General features: G+C 53.6%; 26 protein-coding genes, 3 tRNA genes and 1 pseudogene. 8 read left to right on the forward strand and 22 right to left on the reverse strand.

What is annotated here, in order from left to right:
- Positions 1 to 133 precede the first annotated feature (133 nt).
- The gene (locus tag KOSB73_RS19735) at positions 134 to 1558 is read left to right on the forward strand and encodes an MFS transporter (protein ID WP_004136618.1); all 1425 of its coding nucleotides are present in this window, start codon (positions 134 to 136) and stop codon (positions 1556 to 1558) included.
- A 47-nt stretch (positions 1559 to 1605) separates the two neighbouring features.
- On the opposite strand, the gene KOSB73_RS19740 is transcribed toward KOSB73_RS19735, so the two are convergent.
- Positions 1606 to 2244, reverse strand: a complete 639-nt coding sequence (locus KOSB73_RS19740; protein ID WP_004136617.1) for an RpiB/LacA/LacB family sugar-phosphate isomerase — start codon at positions 2242 to 2244, stop codon at positions 1606 to 1608.
- 421 nt (positions 2245 to 2665) lie between these two features.
- On the opposite strand from KOSB73_RS19740, the gene ftnA reads away from it, so the two are divergent.
- The gene (gene ftnA / locus KOSB73_RS19745; protein ID WP_004136616.1) at positions 2666 to 3163 is read left to right on the forward strand and encodes a non-heme ferritin; all 498 of its coding nucleotides are present in this window, start codon (positions 2666 to 2668) and stop codon (positions 3161 to 3163) included.
- Positions 3164 to 3199: 36 nt separating this feature from the next.
- Here the strand turns inward: ftnA and KOSB73_RS19750 are convergent, their stop codons facing one another.
- Positions 3200 to 3439, reverse strand: a complete 240-nt coding sequence (locus KOSB73_RS19750) for a YecH family metal-binding protein (RefSeq protein WP_004136615.1) — start codon at positions 3437 to 3439, stop codon at positions 3200 to 3202.
- A gap of 193 nt (positions 3440 to 3632) precedes the next feature.
- On the opposite strand from KOSB73_RS19750, the gene tyrP reads away from it, so the two are divergent.
- Positions 3633 to 4844, forward strand: a complete 1212-nt coding sequence (tyrP, locus tag KOSB73_RS19755) for a tyrosine transporter TyrP (protein ID WP_024359887.1) — start codon at positions 3633 to 3635, stop codon at positions 4842 to 4844.
- Between the two features lie 30 nt (positions 4845 to 4874).
- On the opposite strand, the gene KOSB73_RS19760 is transcribed toward tyrP, so the two are convergent.
- The 8 genes from KOSB73_RS19760 to uvrY form a co-directional block, all read right to left on the reverse strand.
- Entirely contained in the window at positions 4875 to 5543 is a 669-nt protein-coding gene (locus tag KOSB73_RS19760; RefSeq protein ID WP_098140861.1) for a YecA/YgfB family protein, read from the reverse strand.
- 66 nt (positions 5544 to 5609) lie between these two features.
- A complete protein-coding gene (locus KOSB73_RS19765) occupies positions 5610 to 6497 on the reverse strand; it encodes a dihydrodipicolinate synthase family protein (protein WP_049085892.1) in 888 nt (295 codons plus the stop codon).
- Between the two features lie 190 nt (positions 6498 to 6687).
- Positions 6688 to 6774 (reverse strand) — tRNA-Leu (locus KOSB73_RS19770).
- Between the two features lie 13 nt (positions 6775 to 6787).
- Positions 6788 to 6861, reverse strand: a tRNA-Cys gene (locus KOSB73_RS19775).
- 38 nt (positions 6862 to 6899) lie between these two features.
- Positions 6900 to 6975, reverse strand: a tRNA-Gly gene (locus tag KOSB73_RS19780).
- A gap of 151 nt (positions 6976 to 7126) precedes the next feature.
- Entirely contained in the window at positions 7127 to 7675 is a 549-nt protein-coding gene (gene pgsA, locus KOSB73_RS19785; protein WP_004122100.1) for a CDP-diacylglycerol--glycerol-3-phosphate 3-phosphatidyltransferase, read from the reverse strand.
- 57 nt (positions 7676 to 7732) lie between these two features.
- Positions 7733 to 9565 carry an excinuclease ABC subunit UvrC gene (gene uvrC, locus KOSB73_RS19790; RefSeq protein ID WP_049099988.1) on the reverse strand — a complete coding sequence of 611 codons (1833 nt, stop codon included), beginning with the start codon at positions 9563 to 9565 and terminating at the stop codon, positions 7733 to 7735.
- A complete protein-coding gene (gene uvrY / locus KOSB73_RS19795; RefSeq protein WP_004122102.1) occupies positions 9562 to 10218 on the reverse strand; it encodes a UvrY/SirA/GacA family response regulator transcription factor in 657 nt (218 codons plus the stop codon). The genes uvrC and uvrY overlap by 4 nt, the downstream gene beginning before the upstream one ends.
- 462 nt (positions 10219 to 10680) lie before the next feature.
- Here uvrY and KOSB73_RS19805 point away from each other — a divergent pair, with 462 nt between their 5' ends.
- Positions 10681 to 10905 carry a DUF2594 family protein gene (locus KOSB73_RS19805; RefSeq protein WP_004122104.1) on the forward strand — a complete coding sequence of 75 codons (225 nt, stop codon included), beginning with the start codon at positions 10681 to 10683 and terminating at the stop codon, positions 10903 to 10905.
- A gap of 67 nt (positions 10906 to 10972) precedes the next feature.
- Here KOSB73_RS19805 and sdiA read toward each other — a convergent pair whose 3' ends face one another.
- The 5 genes from sdiA to tcyJ form a co-directional block, all read right to left on the reverse strand.
- On the reverse strand, positions 10973 to 11695 hold the full coding sequence (gene sdiA, locus KOSB73_RS19810) for a quorum-sensing transcriptional regulator SdiA (protein WP_024359890.1): 723 nt from the start codon (positions 11693 to 11695) through the stop codon (positions 10973 to 10975).
- Positions 11696 to 11984: 289 nt separating this feature from the next.
- Complete coding sequence (gene tcyN, locus KOSB73_RS19815) at positions 11985 to 12737, reverse strand: L-cystine ABC transporter ATP-binding protein TcyN (RefSeq protein ID WP_004122108.1); 753 nt, start codon at positions 12735 to 12737, stop codon at positions 11985 to 11987.
- Entirely contained in the window at positions 12734 to 13402 is a 669-nt protein-coding gene (tcyL, locus tag KOSB73_RS19820) for a cystine ABC transporter permease (RefSeq protein WP_098140863.1), read from the reverse strand. Before tcyL ends, tcyN begins: the two co-directional genes overlap by 4 nt.
- 15 nt (positions 13403 to 13417) lie before the next feature.
- Entirely contained in the window at positions 13418 to 14404 is a 987-nt protein-coding gene (dcyD, locus tag KOSB73_RS19825; RefSeq protein ID WP_024359891.1) for a D-cysteine desulfhydrase, read from the reverse strand.
- Between the two features lie 95 nt (positions 14405 to 14499).
- Entirely contained in the window at positions 14500 to 15300 is an 801-nt protein-coding gene (tcyJ, locus tag KOSB73_RS19830) for a cystine ABC transporter substrate-binding protein (RefSeq protein WP_004136603.1), read from the reverse strand.
- 201 nt (positions 15301 to 15501) lie between these two features.
- Between tcyJ and amyA the strand changes: the two genes are divergently transcribed.
- Entirely contained in the window at positions 15502 to 16989 is a 1488-nt protein-coding gene (gene amyA, locus KOSB73_RS19835) for an alpha-amylase (RefSeq protein WP_049089587.1), read from the forward strand.
- 49 nt (positions 16990 to 17038) lie between these two features.
- On the opposite strand, the gene yedD is transcribed toward amyA, so the two are convergent.
- The gene (gene yedD / locus KOSB73_RS19840; RefSeq protein ID WP_024359893.1) at positions 17039 to 17452 is read right to left on the reverse strand and encodes a lipoprotein YedD; all 414 of its coding nucleotides are present in this window, start codon (positions 17450 to 17452) and stop codon (positions 17039 to 17041) included.
- Between the two features lie 454 nt (positions 17453 to 17906).
- Here yedD and rcsA point away from each other — a divergent pair, with 454 nt between their 5' ends.
- A complete protein-coding gene (gene rcsA / locus KOSB73_RS19845; RefSeq protein WP_004136600.1) occupies positions 17907 to 18530 on the forward strand; it encodes a transcriptional regulator RcsA in 624 nt (207 codons plus the stop codon).
- Between the two features lie 41 nt (positions 18531 to 18571).
- Here the strand turns inward: rcsA and dsrB are convergent, their stop codons facing one another.
- A complete protein-coding gene (gene dsrB, locus KOSB73_RS19850; protein ID WP_004136599.1) occupies positions 18572 to 18760 on the reverse strand; it encodes a protein DsrB in 189 nt (62 codons plus the stop codon).
- A gap of 132 nt (positions 18761 to 18892) precedes the next feature.
- Between dsrB and yodD the strand changes: the two genes are divergently transcribed.
- On the forward strand, positions 18893 to 19108 hold the full coding sequence (gene yodD / locus KOSB73_RS19855) for a YodD family peroxide/acid resistance protein (RefSeq protein ID WP_004136598.1): 216 nt from the start codon (positions 18893 to 18895) through the stop codon (positions 19106 to 19108).
- Between the two features lie 329 nt (positions 19109 to 19437).
- On the opposite strand, the pseudogene dgcQ reads toward yodD, so the two are convergent.
- The 3 genes and pseudogenes from dgcQ to KOSB73_RS19870 all read right to left on the reverse strand — a co-directional run bounded on the left by dgcQ (position 19438) and on the right by KOSB73_RS19870 (position 22378).
- Positions 19438 to 21104 (reverse strand): annotated as a pseudogene (gene dgcQ / locus KOSB73_RS19860) (cellulose biosynthesis regulator diguanylate cyclase DgcQ).
- Positions 21105 to 21211: 107 nt separating this feature from the next.
- Positions 21212 to 21391 (reverse strand): YodC family protein, encoded by a 180-nt coding sequence (locus tag KOSB73_RS19865; protein ID WP_004122136.1) that lies wholly within the window; start codon positions 21389 to 21391, stop codon positions 21212 to 21214.
- 75 nt (positions 21392 to 21466) lie between these two features.
- Positions 21467 to 22378, reverse strand: a complete 912-nt coding sequence (locus tag KOSB73_RS19870; protein WP_049089592.1) for a DUF808 domain-containing protein — start codon at positions 22376 to 22378, stop codon at positions 21467 to 21469.
- Between the two features lie 183 nt (positions 22379 to 22561).
- On the opposite strand from KOSB73_RS19870, the gene yedA reads away from it, so the two are divergent.
- The gene (yedA, locus tag KOSB73_RS19875; RefSeq protein ID WP_004136588.1) at positions 22562 to 23473 is read left to right on the forward strand and encodes a drug/metabolite exporter YedA; all 912 of its coding nucleotides are present in this window, start codon (positions 22562 to 22564) and stop codon (positions 23471 to 23473) included.
- On the opposite strand, the gene KOSB73_RS19880 is transcribed toward yedA, so the two are convergent.
- The gene (locus KOSB73_RS19880; RefSeq protein WP_049089594.1) at positions 23448 to 23942 is read right to left on the reverse strand and encodes a very short patch repair endonuclease; all 495 of its coding nucleotides are present in this window, start codon (positions 23940 to 23942) and stop codon (positions 23448 to 23450) included. The two genes, yedA and KOSB73_RS19880, sit on opposite strands and share 26 nt — an antisense overlap.
- Positions 23923 to 25356: a DNA cytosine methyltransferase gene (locus KOSB73_RS19885; RefSeq protein ID WP_024359896.1), complete on the reverse strand. Its 1434-nt coding sequence runs from the start codon at positions 25354 to 25356 to the stop codon at positions 23923 to 23925. Before KOSB73_RS19885 ends, KOSB73_RS19880 begins: the two co-directional genes overlap by 20 nt.
- Positions 25357 to 25375: the final 19 nt, after the last annotated feature.

The raw sequence follows: 25375 nt of genomic DNA on the forward strand, positions 1-25375 counted from the left end.
AAAACGTGCGCAAAATCACCTATTTTTTAAAAAAATAATTTAATTGTTAAACAACAGTGAGCGGAACCGAAGCGTTAAGCACTGAACGCTGCGGACAACTCTGCGCTCTCTTTGCTATGGCAGCGACACAATAATGAGTACAAACACCTCTTCCAGGGATGACCGTTCTTTTTCAGGGCCTGCGCTGCTGGTGGCTGGCGCCTTTTTTATGGAGTTTCTCGACGGCACGGTGATTGCCACCGCCCTGCCCGACATGGCGAAAGATTTTGGCGTGACGGCGGTCGATCTCAATATCGGGATTAGCGCCTATCTTATTACCCTTGCGGTCCTGATACCGGCCAGCGGCTGGATCGCCGATCGTTTCGGCGCCCGGAAAATCTTTACTCTGGCGCTGGCGATTTTTACCCTGGCTTCGGTGTTTTGCGGGCTGTCGACCCATGTTGATGTGTTCGTCGCGATGCGCATTCTTCAGGGGATAGGCGGCGCGCTGATGGTACCCGTTGGCCGGCTGGCGGTGCTGCGAACCACACCGAAACATCAGCTGATTAAGGCGATTGCTACCCTGACCTGGCCGGCGCTGGTCGCGCCAATTATTGGCCCGCCGCTGGGCGGATTTATTACCCGCTACGCCAGCTGGCACTGGATATTCTTTATTAACGTTCCGCTCGGGCTTATCGCTATCGCCCTGTCGCTGCGCATCATTCCCAATATTCGCGAAGATGAGCGCCGTCCTTTCGATCTGCCCGGCTTTCTTGCCACCTCGGTGGCGATGATTAGCCTGGTTGCCGCCATGGAGCTTCTCGGCGAGCGCCAGCCTCTGGGTTGGCACACCCTGGCGCTGCTGGCGTTAGGCCTTGGCTGTATGCTCTTCTCGCTGCGGCATTTCCGTCGAACCGCGTGGCCGATGGTGCGCCTTGATGCGCTACAGATCCCCACCTTCAGGGTCACCATGTACGGCGGTTCCCTGTTCCGCGCCTCGATTAGCGCCGTGCCGTTTCTGCTGCCGCTGCTGTTCCAGGTCGGATTTGGTATGGACCCCTTCCACTCGGGGCTGCTGGTGCTGGCCGTGTTTGTCGGCAACTTAACCATCAAGCCCCTCACAACGCCGCTGATCCGCTGGTTGGGCTTTCGCCGCCTGCTGCTGATTAACGGCGCATTAAACGTTTTCTCGCTGTTGGCCTGCGCTTTTTTAACCCCGCAAACGCCAGTTTGGCTGATCCTGGTGATTCTGTATCTTGGCGGCGTTTTCCGTTCTATCCAATTTACCGGCATCAGCACGCTCGCGTTTGCCGATGTACCTGCCACGCAAATGAGCTATGCCAATACCCTGTTCAGTACCGCTTCACAGCTGGCCGTTGGGCTTGGGATCACGCTCGGCGCGATTGGTATTCGTCTTGGGGAAGCGTTCAGCGACTGGTTTACGCTTTCTCACCTGCCGGGCATCAGCTTCCGCCTGTCGTTTATTTTTATTGCGTTGATTTGCCTGGTAGGAATGATTGATAGCCTGCATTTGAGCAGAGAAGCGGGTAGCAGCGTATCGAACAAAACAAGTAGATAAAGAAAAGGCCAGCAGCGCTGGCCTGGAAAATTCATACTGATCGGATATTAACCGACGATCTGGCGAACGAACGCTTCGATCTCTTTATTCTGGCAATTCTCAAAGAAACACTGCTGGAAACGAGGGCCAGAAACGGCGGTTTTTACCAGCTCCGGATCGATGGCGCGCAGCGTATCCAGGTAGTTCTCCTTAACAACCGCAGCTTTCACCGTGTTCAGGATCCCGGCATTACGTACCTGAGGCTCTTTACGCTCCGGCGGATAACCTTCGCCGTTGCGACCGGTGAAGGCTTTTTCAAAGATAAAGCGGACGTTCAGCTCCGCGCCCCAGCCAAACCCTTTCGCAAACGGCAGAGAAAGCGCGTTACCGTTGTTGATCTGCGCAAACAGGAAGGCATCCGCAGGATCGATGCAGTAGCCGCAAACCACGCCCGGGTGAATATTCAGCGACATCAGCGCGCCCTGGCCCGTGCCGCAGCCGGTCACGACAAAATCGACCGCTTTCGAATTCAGCAGGATGCTGGCCATGATCCCCAGATGGATATAGGTCAGGTGATGGTCGTTTTCATCGCTCATCCCGACGTTATAAACCGGGAAACCTTTCTCGTCAGCAACGGCGTTTAACTCATTGAGGATGATGGCGTTTTTGTTCGCCTGGCTGTTTTCCATCATCAGTGCGATTTTCATGCTTTACTCTCCTGAATGCTGTGCGGGCACTCCCGCGATAGTTCGTTAGCGTTGCTAAGAACAATACTACCTTACGAACATACTTTCAAATTTTATGAAAAGTTGTTTTATAAATTGCATCTCGCCTCACACTTTTGACTTCCGTCCCCTGCCGGTAAGGCGTCGTCCCCCGCGCCCATCTCAGGCTCATCCAGTTACGGTTGCCTGGCAGGTCAATTCTCGCCGCTAAAATTGATCTGCCGATTAATGGCTTAAAATATTAAATTAAAACCATTCTCATTATTTTTAAATCGCCAATGCGTGTTATTCCCATTTGCATTATTAATAAATGATTTTATTAATTTACTTTTTGCAAATAAATTAATAACAAATTATAGTGAGCGCACAATAATCCTTAATTCTATTTTCCCGGAGCGGCCTGATGCTAAAAAATGAAATGATCGAAAAGCTGAATGCGCAGATGAACCTCGAACTTTATTCTTCTCTGCTTTATCAGCAAATGAGCGCCTGGTGCAGCTATCACAGTTTTGAAGGCGCCGCCGCGTTTCTGCGCCGCCACGCGCAGGAAGAGATGACCCATATGCAGCGCCTGTTCGACTATCTGACCGATACCGGTAGCCTGCCCAGCATCACCGCTATCGCTTCGCCGGTTGCCGAATATACCTCTCTGGATGAGCTGTTTCGCGCGACCTATGAACATGAACAGTTGATTACGCAGAAAATTAACGAACTGGCCCATGCGGCGATGACCAGCCAGGATTATCCAACATTTAATTTCCTGCAGTGGTACGTTGCTGAACAGCACGAAGAAGAGAAACTGTTTAAATCCGTTATTGATAAACTGTCCCTCGCCGGCAAAAGCGGCGAAGGCCTGTATTTTATTGATAAAGAGCTGGCAACGCTCGATACGCAAAATTAATAAAGACGGCAGCGAGGCTCAGCGCTCGCTGCCAAATTAATGGCGGCAAATTTTACTTTCGTGCGTATTAAACCCTTCATCAGCGGCAATAAACTTGCCTTTTTTCTGCAAAAACGCCACCAGCTCCGCCGCGCTCAGATTTTCCGCCGAGCAGGTATGGAATCGAGCCTCTTTCCCGAAACGGGCGATAATCGCCGCTTCCAGCGTAGCAACAGTGTAAGACTCGTCTGATGAAATCATCATTTGCAGCACTTCGTGACCATGAATTGATGGCATAACCCCTCCCGTAAACCCCGAAGAGTAAACCAGCCGCAGCGGCAGGTTATTGCGCCAGCGCAGCTTTAGCGCAACCCTTTGTGGTGTAAATTTTTCATTACGCTATCTGTAACCCTCATTTGACGAACTCACTGATTTCACATACTCTGCGCGGCATAATTAATTGTGTAATCCGTGATGGATAGAGAAAAGCGTGAAGAACCGCACTCTGGGTAGTATTTTAATCGTTGCCGGCACCACCATCGGCGCCGGGATGTTAGCGATGCCGCTGGCGTCGGCGGGCGTCGGTTTCGGCGTCACCTTAGGTTTGCTGATAACGCTGTGGGCGCTGATGTGTTACACCGCCTTACTGCTGCTGGAAGTGTATCAACACGTGCCGGCGGATATGGGGCTGGGTTCGCTGGCGGCTCGCTATCTGGGCCGTTACGGGCAGTGGGCTACCGGTTTTTGCATGCTGTTTCTGCTGTACGCGCTCACCGCCGCCTATATCAGCGGCGCCGGCGAGCTGCTGGCTTCCAGCCTCAATCAGTGGCTGGACTGGCGCCTGCCTCCCGCGGCAGGTGTCCTGATTTTTACCGGGATCGGTGGAACGGTAGTGTGCATCGGGACCTCGCTGGTCGATCTTTTCAACCGCTTTTTATTCAGCGCCAAAATTATCTTTCTCGCCATTATGCTGGCTCTTCTGCTGCCGCATATTCACCAGATAAATCTGCTGACTCTGCCGCTACAGCAGGGACTGGCGCTGTCGGCCATTCCGGTGATTTTTACTTCCTTTGGTTTTCACGGCAGCATACCCAGTATTGTGAGTTATCTGGGCGGAGATATTCGCAAGCTGCGCCGGGTATTTGTCATCGGGAGCTTTATTCCCCTGGTCGCCTATATTTTCTGGCAGCTGGCGACGCTTGGCAGTATTGACTCCCCGGTATTTACCGCGCTGCTGGCAAAAAATGCCGGGCTTAATGGCCTGCTGGAAGCGATCCGTGAAGTGGTTGCCTCGGCGCATGTTGAGCTGGCGGTACATTTGTTTGCCGATCTGGCGCTGGCGACATCGTTCCTCGGCGTGGCGCTTGGGTTGTTCGACTATCTGGCCGATCTGTTTCAACGCCAGAACAGCGCCGCAGGACGGTTACAGAGCGGTCTGATTACCTTTTTGCCTCCGCTGGCCTTCGCGCTATTTTATCCACGCGGCTTCGTGATGGCGTTAGGCTACGCGGGCGTCGCGCTGGCCGTGCTCGCGCTCATGCTGCCTTCGCTGCTGGTCATGAAGAGCCGTCAGCAGCATCCCGACGCGGCATGGCGGGTGGCGGGCGGTTCTCCCGCGCTATGGCTTGTTCTGCTATGCGGAATCGGCATTGTCGCGATCCAGTTTGCGATTGTCGCAGGCCTGCTGCCCGCGGTGGGGTAAAAAAGAGGGGGCCGATTTGGCCCCCTTCTTTTATTTCACTAAACAGCACTGCTTGTATTTCTTACCGCTGCCGCACGGGCAGGGATCGTTACGCCCAATCTTCGCCTCATTTCTGATGGGCTGCTGAACTTCCGCCGGTTGCGCGTGCTCAGTCCAGTAGTTGTATAGCGCGAGGGCCGCAGGACGAATTCGCTCAACGCTGGCGATAAACGCTTCGGCGGATAATTCATCGAGCGCCTCGAATCGCTCCTCGGTACCGTGCAGGGCGATGGCGTCCAGCTCCGCTCGCAGCTCAGCCGGCAGCGTGGACCAGTCGCTCAATCCCACTCCGCGCATATAGCCGAAACACCACTCTTCGACAATCGTGAGTTCCTGCCCTTCCTCTTCCCGGCTGCCAAACATCGGCTCAAACTGATCGGGATAATCGCTTAAACGCTCGGCAATATCGCTCATTTGCTGCAGCGTCAGGTTCACAAAACGATCCCGTTCGCGATCGTTGGCCCAGCGCGGCACGTTATCCGCTCCGCCCCAGATAGCAATCAGCCACTGCGCGGGCTCAATCTCCGTCGGCCCGGAGAGAATGGCCGTCAGCAGCCCATCAAGCTCGGCAACGTCCATGATGGTGCCTTCTACCGCGTATTTCGACAGGATATCATCCAGCCATTCAACTTCGCTTTCGTTCAGGGGTCCAGTTTTCATAAACAGGCTCATCGTCGTAAAAAATGGCGCTTACAGTAGCGGAAATAGCGAGAGAAAACCACCCGGCTACTCAAGGTTCAGACGGCGCAGCGTCTCAGCAATTTCGCTAAAGGCCTCCGGCGAGAGCGGTAACAGCGGGCGCGGTAAGCAATCCTCAGCGCACATACCGAGGATCGTCGCCGCGGCGGCAGTGACCCGCAGGCTTCCGCCATACTTGCGGAACAGCATCCACAGCGGCTCCAGCCTGGCGCTTATCGCCGTCGCCCGCTGGGCCTCGCCCCGCCTCGCGGCAGCCACTATCTCTTGGGCAACGTTCGGGAAAAGTCCGCCGCACACGGAATACCATACCGCACAGCCGGCGTTCAGCCCATCGGCCGCGCTGGCGTCTCCGCTAATCCCAATCGACACCTCCGCCGGGAGCTGCCGCCGCAGGCTCTGCACGCGTTGCGCGACTTCATGGCTGGCGGGTCCGGGTATTTTCATTGAGGCAATACCCGGCAGCGCGGCTATCGCGCTTTTGAGCTCATCGGACAGAGAAATATGGGTAGTAACCGGATTGTCGTAAACGCAAACGGGTACAGAGACATGGCGACAAACGGTCTGGTAAAAAGTCAAAATTTCCTCATCTGACAGGGGCTGATAAGCCATCACCGGCAGGAGTAGCGCGTTCGCACCCGCCCGCTGGGCATCGTCTGCCAGACGAAGAACCTGATCGGTTCCCACCGCCCCGATCCCCACCATCATCGGCACCGAGCCGGCATGCGATTTTGCCTGTCGGACAACCTGCATTCTCTGCTCACGGCTGAGGTATGCGTAACTTCCCGTGGAGCCGAGCACGCCGAGAGAATTGACAGCTGCGTCAACGAGACGAGTAACAATGCGAGCAAAAGCGGTTTCATCAACGCCGTGATGATTGAACGGAGTCAGAGGAAAAGCGCAGAGGCCAGTAAACATTTCATCCCCACTTATTGAGATAATGATCGAGTGCTGGCAGATAGTAGCAACAGAAGCTTGTTTTGTCCTATGACAAAATAGAGTGAGGTGACGTTGAGGGGCAAAAGAGACGTTGTAGAAAAACAAAAAAACCACCCGTAGGTGGTTTCACGACACTGCTTATTGCTTTGATTATTCTGCTTTATCCCAATGGTACCCGGAGCGGGACTTGAACCCGCACAGCGCGAACGCCGAGGGATTTTAAATCCCTTGTGTCTACCGATTCCACCATCCGGGCTCGGGATAGAAATTGGAGGCGCGTTCCGGAGTCGAACCGGACTAGACGGATTTGCAATCCGCTACATAACCGCTTTGCTAACGCGCCTTAATGCTTTAACACCCGCAGCTGCCGATGTTCTAAACTGGAGCGGGAAACGAGACTCGAACTCGCGACCCCGACCTTGGCAAGGTCGTGCTCTACCAACTGAGCTATTCCCGCATCATCAAGCTAATTTGCTAATTACTTGATTTTGTTATCGTCTGCCAGACTGTGCTGCCGTTCGATGCGATGCATTCTACTTACCTGGCGCAATGAGTCAACGATATTTTTTAAAACCTTGTGTTGTTTGCTGAAAATTGCGTCGAAACGATCACTGATCAAGCAAATCGCCGCGCGCCGCGTTCAAATATTGCAGCATAGACCATAGCGTCAGCACAGCCGCGACGAGAAACAGACCAATCCCCGCCCATTCAACCCAGATATTTGGCCGCCACAGCATCCACACCAGCGCCGCCATTTGCGCCGTGGTTTTCACTTTGCCTATCCAGGATACCGCGACGCTGCTGCGCTTGCCCAGTTCAGCCATCCACTCGCGCAGTGCGGAGATAATAATTTCACGCGCGATCATCGTGGCGGCCGGTAACGTCACCCACCAGGTATGATAATGCTCGGCAACCAGCACCATGGCAATGGCAACCATAACTTTATCGGCAACCGGATCGAGAAAGGCGCCGAAACGGGTGCTCTGATTCCAACGACGCGCCAGGTAACCATCAAACCAGTCGGTCACGGCGGCAACAAAGAAAATTAGCGCGCAGGCAAAAGGCGCCCAAGTAAACGGCAGGTAAAACGCCAGTACAAAGAAAGGAATAAGAATGACGCGAAACAGGGTAAGCAATGTAGGGATATTAAATTGCATAGTAACGGGTAACTATCTGTTGTAAGTAAAAATTAGCCCTATGTTGCTACAGAGCCCCTAATGTTTCAACGAGTAGAAGATCTTTTCTGCCAGACCGTGAGATATACCCGGTACTTTAGCAATTTCTTCCACGCTGGCTTTCTGCAACCCCTGCAGACCGCCCATATATTTCAGCAGCATCTGTCGGCGTTTTGGTCCGACCCCTTCAATGGTTTCCAGCGTGCTGGTGCTTTTTACTTTTGCCCGTTTTTTACGGTGGCCGGTAATGGCGTGATCGTGCGACTCGTCGCGAATATGCTGAATCACATGCAGCGCGGGGGAATCCGGCGGCAGGCTAAAGCCCTCGCCTTCCGGTTCAAAGAATAACGTCTCCAGCCCCGCTTTACGATCGCTGCCTTTTGCCACGCCCAATAGCAGAGGGTGATTTTTATCCCACGGCACATCCAGCTCGGCAAAAACCGCTTTCGCCTGCCCAAGCTGGCCTTTACCGCCGTCGATCAGTATGACATCGGGGATTTTATTCTCTTCTATTGCCTTGCCGTAACGACGACGCAGAACCTGGTTCATCGCCGCATAATCATCTCCCGGCGTAATGCCGGTGATATTGTAGCGGCGATACTCCGCTCGCAGCGGCCCGTTGCTATCAAAAACCACGCACGACGCAACCGTCTGTTCACCCATCGTATGGCTGATATCAAAGCATTCCATCCGGTTGACGGCGGGAAGCTTGAGCAATGTCGCCAGCGCCCGCAGGCGTTGGGTAATCGTCGAATGCTGGGAAATTTTGGTGGTCAGCGCCGTCGCGGCGTTAGTCCGCGCCAGCTTCAGGTAGCGCGCGCGATCGCCGCGGGGTTTAGTCTGTACGTTAACCCGGCGCCCGGCCAGTTCAGAGAGTGAATCCGCCAGCAGGGTTTTGTCGCCGAGGTTGAAATCCAGCAGGATCTCGCCCGGCAGCGTACGCATCTGGCTGCCCTGTAAATAGAACTGCCCGACAAACGTTTCCACCACTTCACCCAGCTCGGTGCCATTGGGCACTTTGGGGAAATAGCTGCGGCTACCAAGAACTTTCCCCTGGCGTATGAAAAGCACGTGGACGCACGCCATTCCGGCATCAAACGCCACGCCGATAACGTCCAGATCGTCCCCGGTATTGGAGACGAACTGCTTCTCCGTAACCCGGCGTACGGCCTGAATCTGGTCGCGGATCCGCGCCGCCTCTTCAAACTCCAGCGCCTGACTGGCTTTTTCCATGCGGGCAATCAGTTGGGTCAGCACCTGATCGTCTTTACCTGCAAGGAACAGGCGTACGTAGTCGACCTGCTGGGCATACTCTTCCTCGCTCACCAGTCCCGCGACGCACGGCCCCAGACAGCGGCCAATTTGATACTGCAGGCACGGCCGCGAGCGGTTGCGATAAACGCTATTCTCACATTGGCGGATGGGGAAGATTTTTTGCAGCAGCGCTAAGGTTTCGCGAACCGCGTAACCGTTAGGGAACGGGCCAAAATATTCACCTTTAGCGTGCTTCGCCCCGCGATGCGTCGCCAGGCGAGGATGCGTATCGCCGCTAAGGAAAATAAAGGGATAGGATTTATCATCGCGCAGCAGCACGTTGTAACGCGGCTGGTATAGCTTGATGTAGTTGTGCTCAAGCAGCAGCGCTTCCGTTTCGGTGTGGGTCACCGTGACGTCTATCTGGGCGATAAGCGCCACCAGCGCTTCGGTTTTACGCGAAGCCAGGTTGCTACGGAAATAGCTGCTAAGCCGCTTTTTCAGATCTTTTGCTTTGCCTACATAGATGACAGTACCGCCAGCATCATACATCCGATAGACGCCCGGCTGGCTGGTCACTGTTTTCAGGAAAGCTTTTGCGTCAAAAACATCACTCACTGACTTGCTAACGACTCCGCATTGCACAGGCCATGGCGAATTGCCAGGTGCGTCAGCTCCACATCACCATGAATATTCAATTTACTGAACATGCGGTAACGATAGCTATTCACGGTCTTCGGACTCAGATTCAGCTGCTCTGAGATCTCATTGACCTTCTGACCTTTGGTAATCATTAGCATAATCTGCAATTCTCGCTCAGACAAACTGGCAAACGGCGACTCCGCCTTTTCTGGTTCGATCTGGCTAAGCGCCATCTGCTGGGCGATATCAGAGGCGATGTAACGCTGGCCTGACGCAACGCAGCGAATCGCATTCACGACCTCTTGCGGCGCGGCGCCTTTACTAAGGTAACCTGCGGCGCCAGCCTGCATCACTTTTGCCGGCAGCGGATTTTCCGTATGGACGGTAAGCATAATGACTTTAGCATCGGCAACGGAACGGGCAATTTTTCGCGTGGCCTCAAGGCCCCCGATACCCGGCATGTTCATATCCATCAGGACAACATCTACGGGATTCGCGCGGCACCATTTCACGGCATCTTCACCGCAGCAGGCCTCGCCGGCAACTTTAATCCCTTTTATATCTTCCAGAATGCGTCGTATCCCTGCGCGCACCAGTTCGTGGTCATCAACAAGAAGGACGTTGATCAAAGGAATATTCTCCAGAATTAGGGATAACGCTACTGATAGCTTATCTCCCACATATTACCGGGTTTTAACCTAATTTTAAAAGCCAAAAAATGTTGTTGGAAAGATTTCTTCCGCCGCGATGGAAATTTGTCTGCACACCTGCTGGAAAGCCATACATAACATAGAGTTGTGCAATAGTTATTTTTTAACATTCATCATACAGATTACGTAAAAACACAACACATTGCGTAGGTGATAAATAAGCGCCTGAATATGTAACAATTATTAACACGAAAACAGCGCCATGAAAAAATTAGCCCGCTTAGACCTCATGAATACGTATTATTCAGTGAATTAAATCATTCACCATTCGGATGAGAGAACGGAAATCCAGCACTCCTTTTTTTTCCTTTGCTTGTGGTATACTGCGCCGCCTTCACTTTTAGTCATGCGCATTTGCGCAGAAAGCAACCGAGGATATCGATGAGCACACCAGATTTTTCCACTGCGGAAAATAATCAAGAACTGGCACAGGAAGTTTCGTGCCTGAAAGCAATGATAACGCTGATGCTGCAGGCCATGGGTCAGGCTGATGCAGGCCGCGTGATTATTAAAATGGAAAAGCAAATCGCGCAGATGGAAGATGAGGCTCAGGCTGCCGTATTCTCCAGCACCGTTAAGCAAATTAAACAGGCATATCGTCAGTAATCATTTACCGGCTGAAGGTATTACTAACAGCCGGTCTTACGTCTGGCACGCAGAACAACCAATTAAATCAAATTAAGCCCGTCGCTACGGCGTAGCAGGCAATTTGGGTTTTGTTTGGCGCATTGAATTTTCGCTGCATATTCTTCTGGTGGAAATTGACGGTATTTTCAGAGATAGACAGAATCATTGCGACCTCAGCCGAGGTTTTCCCTTCTGCTGTCCATTTCAAAATTTCCAGTTCACGTCGACTAAATTTCATTTCCGGCGGCATAACCATCTCGTCCTCCAGGCGCAATAGCGTCAGCAGGCTCAATTCGGTTAGGGTTCTTAAGCGCATCTCCAGTTCGTCTTCCGCAAAAGGGCCCTGGCTATGGCTTGCGCCTGAAACCGACAGGAATCCCTGAGCATGGTTAGGCAGCGTCAGACACTGCGTCACGCCCTTGCGTAATCCATGGTCGCGCGCGCCGTTCCATAATTCAGGCGTATCATTGAATAGCTTATCGTTCCAGGGCAAATGCCCACGAAGAAAATTCTCCTTACGCAGTACCGGGTCGATCGCAAAATAATTCTCGGCTTGATAATGCGCCATCCAGGCCTGCGGATAGGTTGATTGCAGCGTCACCCTGGGGCGAGTAAAAGGCACGGGATGCCGTACGCAGAGTGCGAAGTAGTCATATTCCAGCCCTTTTGCCTGCTGCTGGAGAAGATGAAAAACCCCCTCGCCTGCAGAAACTGACTGAAATTGTTGCAGCATTTCCCGCCGCCAGCTGAAAAAATCATTGTCCCTCATAACTGACCAAATAACTCCTGAGTGATAATCATTATTATAAATACATAAAACTAACACATAAATCCTGCTTATATGTATAAAAAATGGTAGCCACCGCATTTATTAGACTGCGGTTGGCAAAAGCGCCAGACGCGTTAAAAAATTATGCCAATTGACGTGGCACAAAACCTTGACAGATGTATCGCCGTTGATGAGCGCCAATATCTGGGGAGGCTTTTTTTGCTGATAAAGCGGAAATTCTTCGCGGCCTGCCGCATCCGCCTGAGCGAATGCGGCCAGCGCAAAGAAATTATTGCATCAGGAATTTTTCGAGGAACTGCCGGGTACGCGCCTGCTGAGGGTTAGCAAACAGGGATTTCGCTTCTCCCTGTTCAACGATGCGCCCCTGATCCATAAAAATAGCACGGTCCGCAACGTCACGGGCAAAGCTCATTTCATGGGTCACGATAACCATCGTGCGCCTCTCCTGAGCCAGTTGGCGAATGGTATTGAGGACCTCACCGACCAGCTCCGGATCTAACGCCGACGTTGGCTCATCAAATAGAATGACATCGGGACGCATCGCCAGCGCGCGAGCTATCGCCACGCGCTGCTGCTGTCCGCCGGACAAACGGCGCGGGTAGCTATTCTCTTTACCGGTAAGCCCAACTTTCGTGAGCAGTTCACGCGCCCGGGCGATGGATTCATTTTTATCCTCCCCTTTGACGATGACTGGCCCTTCGATAATGTTTTCCAACACTGTACGATGGGGGAACAGATTAAAATTCTGAAACACAAAGCCCACATGCTGACGCAGACGACGAATCGCCGCTTTTTGCTGGTTAATGCTGCGCGCGGCATCGATCGTCACGTCGCCAACGCGAATCGTGCCGCTTTCCGGCTGCTCCAGGAGATTAATGCTGCGCAGCAGCGTCGTTTTCCCCGACCCGCTGGGACCGATGATCGCCACCACTTCACCCTGTTGAACCTCAAGGTCGATACCGTGGAGCACCGTTTGGCCATGGAATTTTTTCACCAGGTTTTTGACTTCAATCGCACTCATTTTGGATCTCGCTCCTGGCGGTTCAGCTGATTTTCAAAATAGTTCTGCAGCGTAGAAAGCACCGTTGCCATTACCCAGTAGATAAGCGAAGCGGCCAGGTACATGGTGAAAACCTCCAGCGTCCGGGAAGTGATCAACTGGGCCTGGCGGAACAGTTCCGGCACCTGGATCGTCGCCGCCAGCGACGTATCTTTCACCAGGCTGATAAAACTGTTGGACAGCGGCGGTAGCGCCACGCGCGCCGCCTGGGGAAGAATAGCGCGGCGCATCGCCTGCCAGCGCGTCATCCCGATACTCGCTGCCGCCTCCCATTGCCCTTTATCAATCGAGGCAATCGCTGCGCGCAGCGTTTCCGCCGCGTAGGCCGCCGTATTGAGCGACAGGCCGATCATCGCCGCGGGAATAGGATCCAGCTCAATGCCAAACTGCGGCAAGCCGTAATAGATCATGAACAGCTGCGCTATCAGCGGCGTTCCGCGAAAGATGGAAATGTACATCCGCGCCAGCCACTCAATCGGCCAGACGGGCGACATACGCATCAGCGCCAGAATAAACCCCAGCACCAGGCCAAAAAACATGCCGCCGATGCTGAGCTGTAGGGTAAATACCGCGCCTTTCAGCAGAAAAGGCGCAGAATCGATCACCAGTTGGATACTCTCTTGCATTCTATGTGTTCTGCATTAGATATGAGGATGATAGGCGAACAGCGCGGGGGCGCCGCCGGTGTGAACAAACAGTATTGGGCCTTCATCCTTAAAGCGTTTCTGGCTGATGCCATCAATCAGTCCAGCCATCGCCTTCCCGGTATAAACCGGATCCAGCAGGATACCTTCCAGCTGCGCCAGTAGCTTCACAGCGGCCATCCCTTCGTCGTTCGGTGTCCCGTAACCCGGCGCAAAGTAGTCATCCCAGAGCTGAATCCCAGCCTTTGCCTCCAGCTCCAGGCTATTGGCCACCGCCTGCTGCAGCGCAGCCACTTTCGGCAGCTGGTCGGCCACCTTGCGCGACACGGTCACGCCGATAAGCTCGGCATTGGGCATCAGTTGCTCAAGCCCCACGGCGAGGCCCGCATGCGTACCGGCGCTGCCGGACGCGACGACCACGGAGGAGAGCTCAACCGCTCCTTCGCACTGCTGGGCAATTTCCAGCGCGCTCTCAACGTAGCCCAGCGCGCCCAGCGCGTTCGAACCGCCAACCGGGATCGTGTACGGACGGTAGCCCTGAGCCTCGATACGGGTCGCCAGCTCTTCCAGCTGCGCATTCGGATCGGTCAACGCGTCGCACATTTCGACCTGAGTATTAAACAGGTCAAGCAGCAGACGGTTACCGTTAGTCAGGTAGTTCTCGGCCCGGGTGCCGATTGGGTTTTCCAGTAGCGCCACGCAGTGCAGGCCCAGTTTTGCCGCCACGGCCGCCGTCTGGCGCACGTGGTTGGACTGGATGGCCCCTGCGGTAATCAGCGTATCCGCCCCCTCCCGCAGCGCATCAGCCGCCAGGAACTCAAGCTTACGCAGTTTGTTGCCGCCCATCGCAAGCGGGGTCACATCATCACGCTTGATAAAGATTTCGCGGCCAAGGTAATCGGACAAGCGCGGCAGATATTCAAGCGGCGTCGGCGCGCCAATCAGTTCCAGACGCGGGAAAAGGGTTAAATTTTGCAGTGACATAATACCTCCTGACTGAGTTATCCTTGATTATGCACGCTATGGCGCACGAAATAAAAAAAGGCGCTATCAAGAGCGCCTTTTTTCATCGCCGGTCGTTACTTCGTCACGTCAGCGCCAAACCATTTTTCCGACAGCGCCTTCAGGGTGCCGTCTTTTTGCATATCCGCAATGGCGCCATCAACCGCTTTCAGCAGGTCTTCATTACCTTTACGCAGCGCAACGCCGGACTCCTGGCGGGAGAAAGCTTCCCCGGTTACAGCCAGGGTATTGCCGGTTTTCTTCACCAGATCCAGCGCCGCCAGGCGGTCAACCAGGATAGCGTCGATACGGCCTACGCGCAGATCCTGATATTTCGTCGGGTCATCATCATAAGTACGAATGTCGACGCCCTGTACGTTCTGGCGCAGCCACTCTTCATAGTTGGTGCCCAGGCCAACGCCAACTTTCTTACCTTTCAGGTCGGCAGCGGTTTTGATCACGCCTTCGTTACCTTTCTTCACCAGCGCCTGAATCCCGGAGATGGTGTACGGCGTAGAGAAGTCATATTTTTTCTTACGCTGATCGGAAATAGTGACCTGGTTGATCACCACATCGATACGTTTAGAATCCAGCGAAGCCAGCATGCCGTCCCACTTAGTGGGTTTAAGGTCAGCTTTCACCCCAAGGTGTTTTGCCAGCTCGTTAGCAAAATCCACCTCGAAACCGGTCAGCTTACCGTCATCTCCCTGGTAGCTGAATGGCGGATAAGTCCCTTCCAGGCCAACGCGTAACGTGCCGCGCTCTTTAACCTGATTGAGCAGATTTTCAGCCGCAAAGGTTTTTGCGCTGACGCCAGCCATTAATACAACGGCCATTGCGCCCATCAGCGCCTGACGACCCAGAAGTGCTAATTTCATAGATACCCCTAACAGAGTGATATTTTGCAATAGTGTAAGGCGTTTAGCCCCGGTCACCAACATCGATACGCTACATCTTATTCCAAATTATTATATATGATGCCTTTTAGGGCATAGGGAAAACGTAGGCGAAACGTCTGCATTTTGCTGGATATCTCTCATACTGCAATAGTCAGCTTGATGACGTCTGGAGCATGGAAGATGAAAAACCCCACGTTACTGCAGTGCTTTCACTGGTACTACCCCACCGGCGGCGAATTATGGCGTGAAGTCGAGGCCCTGGCGCCGAACCTCAATGAAATCGGTATCAATATGATTTGGCTGCCCCCAGCTTATAAGGGAGCCTCCGGAGGATATTCGGTCGGTTATGACTGCTACGATCTGTTTGATCTCGGCGAGTTCGATCAAAAGGGGTCTGTCGCCACTAAATACGGCGATAAAACCCAGCTACTGGCCGCTATCGCCGCGCTGCGCCAGCACGATATCGCCGTGCTGCTCGACGTGGTGGTCAACCATAAAATGGGCGCGGATGAGAAAGAGCCGGTACGCATTCAGCGTGTTGATCAAAACGACCGCACGCAGATCGCCGATGAGATTGTTGAGTGTGAAGCCTGGACGCGCTACACCTTCCCGGTACGGGCCGGCCAATACTCTGAATTCATCTGGGATTATAAGTGCTTCAGCGGCATCGATCATATCGAGAATCCCGACGAAGATGGCGTGTTTAAAATCGTCAACGACTATACCGGGGAGGGATGGAACGATCAGGTCGATGATGAGATGGGTAACTTCGACTATCTGATGGGCGAAAATATCGACTTTCGTAATCGGGCGGTGACCGAGGAGATTAAGTACTGGGCGCGCTGGGTGATGGAACAAACCGGCTGCGACGGCTTCCGTCTCGATGCGGTTAAGCATATCCCCGCCTGGTTTTATAAAGAGTGGATCGACCACGTCCAGGAGGTCGCGACAAAACCGCTGTTTATCGTCGCGGAATACTGGTCGCATGAAGTCGATAAGCTCCAGCAGTATATCGCCATGGTTGACGGCAAGACGATGCTCTTCGACGCCCCCCTGCAGATGAAATTCCATGAAGCCTCGCGGCAGGGTCGCGATTACGACATGAGCCAGATTTTTAGCGGCACGCTGGTGGAAGCCGACCCGTTCCACGCTGTGACTCTGGTGACTAACCACGACACCCAGCCGCTGCAGGCGCTGGAGGCGCCGGTTGAGGCCTGGTTCAAGCCGCTGGCCTATGCGCTGATTTTGTTACGTGAGAACGGCGTTCCGTCAGTCTTTTATGCCGATCTGTTCGGCGCCAGCTATGAGGATACCGGCGGCGACGGCGAGACCTACGCCATTGAGATGCCGGTGATCGAGCAATTACATGAGCTGATTGATGCCCGTCAGCGTTTTGCTCACGGCGTACAAACGCTGTGGTTCGATCATCCGAACTGTATCGCCTTCAGCCGAAGCGGCACCGAGGAAGATCCGGGCTGCGTGGTGGTGCTTTCCAACGGCGACGACGGCGAAAAAATGCTGCCTCTGGGCGAAAACTACCGTAATAAACGCTGGCGGGATTTTCTCGGCAACCGTGAGGAGGTCATTGAAACCGACGACGAAGGAAACGGCATCTTTACCTGTAACGGCGGCAGCGTCAGCGTCTGGGTTATTGAAGAGGTGCTGTAAAATACGGGGAAACACCGCGGGCTGAGAAGGTTTTCAGCCCGCAAAAAGCTTATTGTCCGTTTTTATCCGCCGACGCTTTTTTCCGTGCCAGTTCACACTCCGGGGTGAGACGATCCACCCTTTTAAGCGTCATCCGATCGTAGCTCAGGGTATCGCCTTCGCGCTCAATCGGATAGACGTCCAAAGCGGAGGTGACGTTATAAACCGCGTCATCACGCTTCATTAATTTCCCCGGCAGGACGATGACCCGCTGCCACTGACGACAGTCAAGCGTGTCACCCTGTTTAGTCACTATCAGGCTGGCGATCGCCTCCGGGCTCATCATCTCGCTCTGCGGGCCTGCCGATTGCCAGTATCCTTCCAGCCCTGTCGGCGCTGGCGCTTTAACAACATCGCTGTAGCTATCAACCTGAACGCACCCGGCGAGGGTCAGCAGAGCACCAGCAAACACTATCTTTTTCATCATCCATCCCACAAACCGATAAAAAAACATTGTGGCATTAAAGCGTTAAGCTCGCCACCCTTCCCGGATCGGCGAGCGGCGCAGCAAGACGCGGCCGGCTGAGCCAATATGGCTAAAAATTGCCTTCGAATGTTAAGTTATTCTTACTCATCTTATAAAACCGATAAATCAGAAGATGTTATTTTAACCATTCAATATAAGGATAATCCTATTTTAAAATACCGCCATAATGGCCATCCTATATATGACGGGTATTTAATGTTTTTATTTCCTCCACATAGCGATTTGTAGCCTTTACTTTGAGAATATTCCTGGCAAATTATGGGGCTTATACGAAATAGTTCAGGCTGCCTAATGGTTTCATGGCAGCAGTCGTTTTAATTGCTAACTAAATGGACTTCATCGCTTGTCGGCGAGGAATAAATTATCGTTACGTGTTGATTGAGGATGGGTCATGTCAACGATTATTATGGATTTGTGCAGCTTCACCCGGCTGGGATTAACCGGGTACCTCACTGGCAGGGGGGTAAGGAAGCGAGATATCACTGAAGTACACAGTGCGCCAAGCCTGAAAGCCCTCTGTGAGACCAGCCGACCTTCAGTGGTATTTATCAACGAAGATTGCTTTATTCATCATGAAGACAGCAACCAGCTAATCCGGCAAATCATTAGCCAGTATCCTGCGACGCTATTTGTGATCTTTATGTCGCTGGCGAATATTCATTTCAACCACTACCTGCTGGTGCGCAAAAACTTACTTATTTGCTCTAAATCGCTGACCGAAAAAGACCTCGATGACATTCTCGCCATCCGCCTGAAATATGAGAACTATCGTGCCGCCCGGCTTAATATCCCCACGCTGTCTTTAAGCCAGACCGAGTCAAATATGCTGCAGATGTGGATGGCTGGTCACGGAACCTCGCACATATCAGCGCAGATGAACATTAAGGCGAAGACCGTCTCATCGCACAAGGGCAATATTAAAAAGAAAATTCACACCCACAATAAACAGGTGATTTATCACATCGTACGACTGACTGAAAACATCACGTCCGGAATTCATGTCAACCTGCGTTGAAAGACGCTGGCGGCCGCTGCCGCCAGTTCACTTACGGCAAGTCACTCGTCCCGCTCAACGAAAATACCGTCGGGATGCCCGTTCTCGTTAAAAAACCAGATGCCGAGCGGATAATCTTCCAGCGAAACCAGATACATCACCCCTTCGCTAAACGACTCTATCGCCAGCACAACACCCGATCGACGTGGGCCGCCATCGGTCTTCACCGTGACACGATCGTTTACCTGCATAACTCATCTCCTCTATTTTTGAGCCAGTGTAGAACAAAACAGCCGATCGCGCAGTGTCCGGCCCGGTAACTGCTGTTTTTGTAGACCGTCTATACTTAAGAGGCCCTATCTGAGTTAAGCGAGGTAGCCGAAATGAAAACCGCCAAAGAAAATAATGGCGCAGGCGGCGTTGATGTTGACGCCCTGCTGGCGGCGATTAATGAAATCAGCGAAAGTGAAGTGCAGCGTACGCAAGACGATCCCCACCGCGTCAGTATTGATGGCCGGGATTACCATACCTGGCGCGAGCTGGCTGAGGCCTTTGAACTCGATATCCATGACTTCAGCGTCACCGAAGCCAACCGCTGAATTCTGCGCGAAAAAAATCCCGACTCGCAGGAGTCGGGATGAAGCTTGCTAATGCAAGAAGCACTTGAAAATTCGTTACACCAGGATTTCCGATGCGCTACAAACATTACCCTCAATTATTTTGCATGACAACAAACATTCATGAAGCAAATTATTGAAAAATGTGGCTTAGCATTACCGCCGCGCTGGCAAAGCTCGCCAGGCAAGGACTGCAACCCTTCGTTCTTCTACGAACGTCCGATTGCCGCTAAACGATTTTTAAGAATAATCTCACTAAAATAACCATAGCGGATGATTTCAATTCAATTTATTCACAAGAGAAATTTCTTTCACCCTTCAGCACAGACCCGATCGCGCCCGTTCTGCTTGGCCAGATACAAGCGATGATCGGCGACTGACTGCAAATTTTCGAAGTTATATTCGCCGGTATCATCGCTACCGCTCACCCCAAGCGAAGCGGTAATACGCAAAGAAATGCTGTTACCCAGCAAAATTTCGCGGCTATTGATCCGGATACGGATCCGTTCAGCAATCACCTGCGCTTCTTTTAACGGGGTATTGGGCAGCACAATACAAAACTCCTCCCCGCCAACCCTCCCCGCCAGATCGCCTTGCCGAATATGGCTGGCGATAGTGCTGGCCACCAGCGACAGCACGCGATCCCCCGCGTGATGACCGAAGCGATCGTTAACGCTTTTAAAATAATCCAGATCGAGCTGAATTACCGCCACAGGCCGCTTCAGACGCTCGCTCAGGCGAGTTTCCGCAATGGCACGTTCAAACAGCGCGCCGCGGTTTAATAAACGGGTCAGCGCATCATGCCAGGCCTGCCATTCCAGCGAGGTCTGCAGCACGCTCATGTTGCGCACCATTCGACGAATGACCAGCCAGGAGATCAGCAGCATCAAAGTGAACATTAACCACATCAGCATCAGCGCGATGGTGATGCTGCCAAAATCACCGCGGACCCCTTCCTGGATAGTATGGATACGGATCAGCACCCCATCAAAATTGCGTAAATTTTCCCAGCTGATATAGCGCGTGACCAGGCGAATTCCGCCCTGATTCTCATGGGAAGAGGCGCGGCTTAGCATCTCCTGTTCACGCGGCGACAGCAGCGTCAGCACGTTGCCCGGCGCGGAGGAGGCAATTAAATTGAGTCGATTATCATAAAGCTGGTACTCACCTTCCTCGCCCGTTTTGATCGCATTGACCAGAAATGTTTTCATCTCCTGTACCGAGAAATCCATCGCCAGAACGCCGAGCAGTAGCGCTGGAAATCAAGCGGAATAGACGCCGTCACCACCTGCATTTCGCGCTGCGATTCATCATCGGGAAACGTTTGCCACACAATACCGCGAGCAGGATTATTCCGCTGCGTTTGTCGGGTAAACCAGGCGGCGCCTGTTGCCCGCGAATAGAGAGCCAGCGCCTGCGTCGAATTTTTCGGCAGCTCGGTCGTCGTAAAAAAACCGCTGCGCGACACGTACAGCATGCGTTTCGCAAATCCACGGTTGTTATTGGCCAGACGCAGCATATAACCCAGCTCCAGTGTGGCCATGAGCTCATTTCCGGAAAAGGGATTATCACGGGAAAGCAGCGCGTCGCTGTCGACAAAGGCATCCGCGACGCCGTAGATCGGCAGCGTCCGGCGGTTATGGATCTCAACCGACCATATGGGATCGTGCCGCTTTGTTAAGTAATCCTCTTCAGCCTTGCGCAGCACGGCAAAATCCAACGGCGTACCCAACGCCGACCGCATACCGTTGCGAAAAAAAATCATTCTGTCGATATTAAACTGCAGCAAACTGTCGAACTCATGGGCCACGTTTTCAAGATTATTGCGCTGGTTTGCAACGTAGGCTTCTTCCAGGACCTTGATCTCACGCCATATCAGCAGCGTGGAGAAGCAGAAGACGATAAAAAAACAGAGGTTAACCACATATCCGGGGCTTAAAATCTGACGCAATTTTTCCACCCACATCAGCTTATCCATCGTTTTCTCGCAGCACAGTTAAAGAAGCAAACGTCATCCACGCTCCCTGTTTGTAAAATAATCACTATTATGAAAACGCCCGACGAATGCCGGGCGCTGATAAAGGGTCAGGTGCGATTCGACTTCCCTCCCCCTCCGCGAATAAGTTCATCCTCACGAAACGCCTCGCGCTTAACGCCGTAACCGTCATACCAGCGGCACTCCACCATGCCGCTGGCGAACCCGGTAACGACCATGCGGGGGCCACCGTTTTTTCGCCTCACTTCATCACTGACCAACAAGACCATTTTTGCCTCCGGTATCAGGAAGAAACAGATTTACCTTAGACGAAGCTGAACCACTTTGCATGAGCAGGAGCACATTTACTTCGCCGGACGACGAAGAGCGCCAATCGCTTTCACACCGGCCAACACAATAGCGCCAATGATGAATCCCAGCACCAGGTTGGCGACCGTTGGCAGCAGCGAGGCAATCACCGCATTCTGCCCATGGGCGAGATTTTCAATGGCATGGTGCAGCGGCGTAATACCGTGCACCACAATGCCGCCGCCGACCAGGAACATCGCCAGCGTGCCAACGATGGACAACACTTTCATCAGGCGGGGCGCAATCGCCAACAAAGCCTTGCCTAACCACTGCGCCAACGAGCTGGTTTTCTCCACCAGCCAGTAGCCCATATCATCAAGCTTGACGATGATCCCCACCAGACCGTAAACCCCCACCGTCACCAGCAGCGCGATGCCGGACAAAATCAGGATCTGATTTAATAACGGCGCTTCAGCCACAATCCCCAGCGTAATCGCGACAATTTCAGCCGACAGAATAAAATCGGTACGTATTGCCCCTTTCACTTTATCCCGTTCAAAAGCCATGGGGTCCTGGCTCGCCAGGGCCTCAAGCCGCTGCCGGCGAACCTGCGGATCCTCTTTATGCTTCCGGGCCTGCAGACTGTGCAGCACCTTCTCGACGCCTTCGAAGCAGAGAAACGCCCCCCCCAGCATCAGCAGCGGGGTAATCGCCCACGGGATAAAAGCGCTGATCAACAATGCCAGCGGTACCAGGATCACTTTATTGATCAGTGAGCCTTTGGCTACGCCCCAAACGACCGGCAATTCGCGGTTGGCCCGCACGCCGGTGACCTGTTGAGCATTAAGCGATAAATCGTCTCCCAATACGCCTGCCGTTTTTTTTGCTGCCAGTTTCCCCATGACCGAAATATCATCGAGTAAAGTGGCAATATCATCCAATAAGGTTAATAGACTACTTCCCGCCAAAATTGCATTCCTTCATTTATGGTTGTTCCTCCTGAAGTATGAAGCAAAAGCGCTTTTTCGCCCACCAGTGTCCATAGTCAACAAAAATTTAACCATAGCAGGCGAATTAAAGCGCTCGCCAGCACGCGAGTTTTCACGTTTACTATATCTCCCCTTTCTGTCTCTGCACCGTCGTGAGGAAGTATGTCTACCCGTCAGCTGTTGCCGCTCATCGGGGCGTTGTTTGCGCTGTATATCATCTGGGGTTCCACCTATTTCGCTATCGCCGTCGGCGTCGCCAGCTGGCCCCCGCTAATGATGGCTGGCGTGCGCTTTCTTTCCGCGGGCGCGGTGCTGACCGCCTGGCTACTGGCAACCGGCCATAAGCTCCCTGCGCGAAAGCCTCTGCTCAACGCGGCGCTGATTGGCGTGTTACTGCTGGCCGTGGGGAATGGTTTTGTCACTCTCGCCGAGCACCAGCACGTACCTTCCGGTATTGCGGCGGTCATGGTCGCGACGGTGCCGCTGTTCACCCTGTGCTTTAGCCGTTTTTTTGGTATTGCGACCCGCAAACTTGAATGGCTGGGTATCGCTATTGGTCTCGCGGGGATCGTACTGCTCAACAGCGGCGGCAACCTGAACGGTAACCCCTGGGGCGCGCTGCTAATACTTATCGGTTCAATGAGCTGGGCGTTTGGTTCCGTCTACGGCTCGCGAATCGAGCTACCGACGGGGATGATGGCGGGCGCCATTGAGATGCTGGCGGCAGGCGTCGTGCTGATGATCGCCTCCACGCTAACCGGAGAAAAATTAACCCAAATGCCGTCGTGGTCCGGCATTTTTGCCGTCGCCTATCTGGCGATCTTTGGTTCGCTTATCGCCATCAACGCCTATATGTATCTGATTCGCAACGTTACACCTGCCGTGGCGACCAGCTACGCCTACGTTAACCCGGTGGTCGCCGTGCTGTTGGGCACCGGTTTTGCCGGCGAAAGCTTATCCGCCGTAGAGTGGCTGGCGCTGGGAATCATCATCTTCGCCGTCGTTCTGGTCACGCTCGGCAAGTACCTGCTTCCGGCTCGCCGCGACATCACCTCCTGTAAGGCGCAGAAGTAACGTCTAACAGACCTATACCTTGCGTATCGATCTGCGCGCAGTTCCCTCCGCCGCAGATCCACTCCTCCAGCCGTTCCCCCAGCGCTTCGTCGCTGAGCTTCTGGCGCCCGCGCAGCGCGCACTCCCAGACCACCAGCACTCGCCATCCCTGCTCCGCCAGAAGGCCGATATCACGGCGATCGCGCGCCACGTTTTTGGCTATTTTATCCAGCCAGAACTCAGTTCGCGTCGCGGGGACCTTAAACAGGTAGCAATTATGATGATGCCAGAAGCAGCCGTGGGTAAAGATAACGCACTGATACTCGGCCACCACAAAATCCGGGCGGCCGGGCAGCGCGGCATCCTGCACGGTAAAGGAAAATCCTGCACGCGTCAGCAGTCCTGCCAGCCGTTTTTCAATCGCCGTATCGCGGGTGCCGATCGCGCGCATGTTTTTACTGCGGGTGGCTTTATCGTGGACATCGGCCATGGTCAATCTCTTGCTCACGGCAAGCCACCGCTCTTGCTATACGCGGTGCCAGCAGCTTCGCTACCGCCGCAAAGACCGGCACGACAACCGAATTGCCAAACTGGCGATAGGCCTGGGTATCCGATACCGGAATGCGAAAATGGTATCCCTGCGGCGCTTCAAATCCCATCAGACGCGCGCACTCGCGGGGAGTCAACCGACGCGGACGCCGAAGCTGGTTCTCCGCATCGTCAAAAGACTTTTCGCCTAAAGGCCGATCCCAACCGCGATCGATAAGGATCTCCGCGCCATCTTTGTAGTAGCGGGCAGACAGCGTACGCGCCACGCTGCGCGGATTCTTGGGGTCAACGAGCCCGTAGCCAAAACCGTTCCCTCGCTCCTGATGCTTGCGCGCATAGCGATAGAGATATTTCCACAGCACTCTGGTGAGGATAAATTTGTCGTCAACCACGGGTTCCAGCAGCTCGCCGAAAGTTGGGCGAACGGAGGGATAGAGAGTGGCGATATCGCGCAGGGTGAATCCCTCATGCAGCTTGAGGTCGCGCCGAAAACCCACCAGCACAATGCGTTCCCGGTGCTGAGGTAAAAAATGACGCCCGTCGATCACTTTCGGATCATCCGCTCCGGTATGAGCCGCATCAGCAACCTCATAACCCAGCTCATCCAGCGTCTGCATAATGATACGAAACGTCCGCCCCTTATCGTGGCTCTTCAGGTTTTTGACGTTCTCCAGAACAAATATCGGCGGCTGCCGGGCGGCGATAATCCTGACTACGTCAAAGAACAGCGTCCCCTGCGTTTCGCAGGCAAAGCCGTGGGCGCGGCCAAGGGCATTCTTCTTCGATACGCCGGCGAGCGAAAAAGGCTGGCAGGGAAAGCCGGCCAGCAGAACATCATGCTGCGGGATTGTCTGGCGAATGTGCTGCGCCGCGTCTTCATCGCTCACCTCGGGGAGATGGCTCAACGTGACGTCACGGATATCTTCATTGAAACAATGCTGCTCAGGATCGCAGTACCAGTTGGCTTTATAGGTGCGCACCGCATGTTTATTCCACTCACTGGTAAACACGCATTGCCCGCCAATCGCCTCGAAACCATGACGAATGCCGCCGATACCGGCAAACAGATCGACGAAGCGGAATCCATAATGCGGATGATGCGCAGGCGGCTGCGGCAAGAGCGTGCGCAGGTGGGCCTGCTCCTGCGCAGTTATACGACCTGCCGCGCGCGTTACCGTCGCAACGCGCTTCAGTATAGCCGGGCTCCAGTGCTGCTCGCCGACGGCAACCAGCTGCGCGACCAGCGTTTTGACATCATATATCGCCATCAGCTGGCGCAATAGCGCCTGCGCATCTTCTCCGGTATGTTCAACCTTCAAAGACGGGGGATTTTCCTTGGATAAATTTTGCGCCATAACCTCAACCAGCCCGACT

The organism is Klebsiella grimontii, assembly GCF_900200035.1.
Classification (GTDB): Bacteria; Pseudomonadota; Gammaproteobacteria; order Enterobacterales; family Enterobacteriaceae; genus Klebsiella; species Klebsiella grimontii.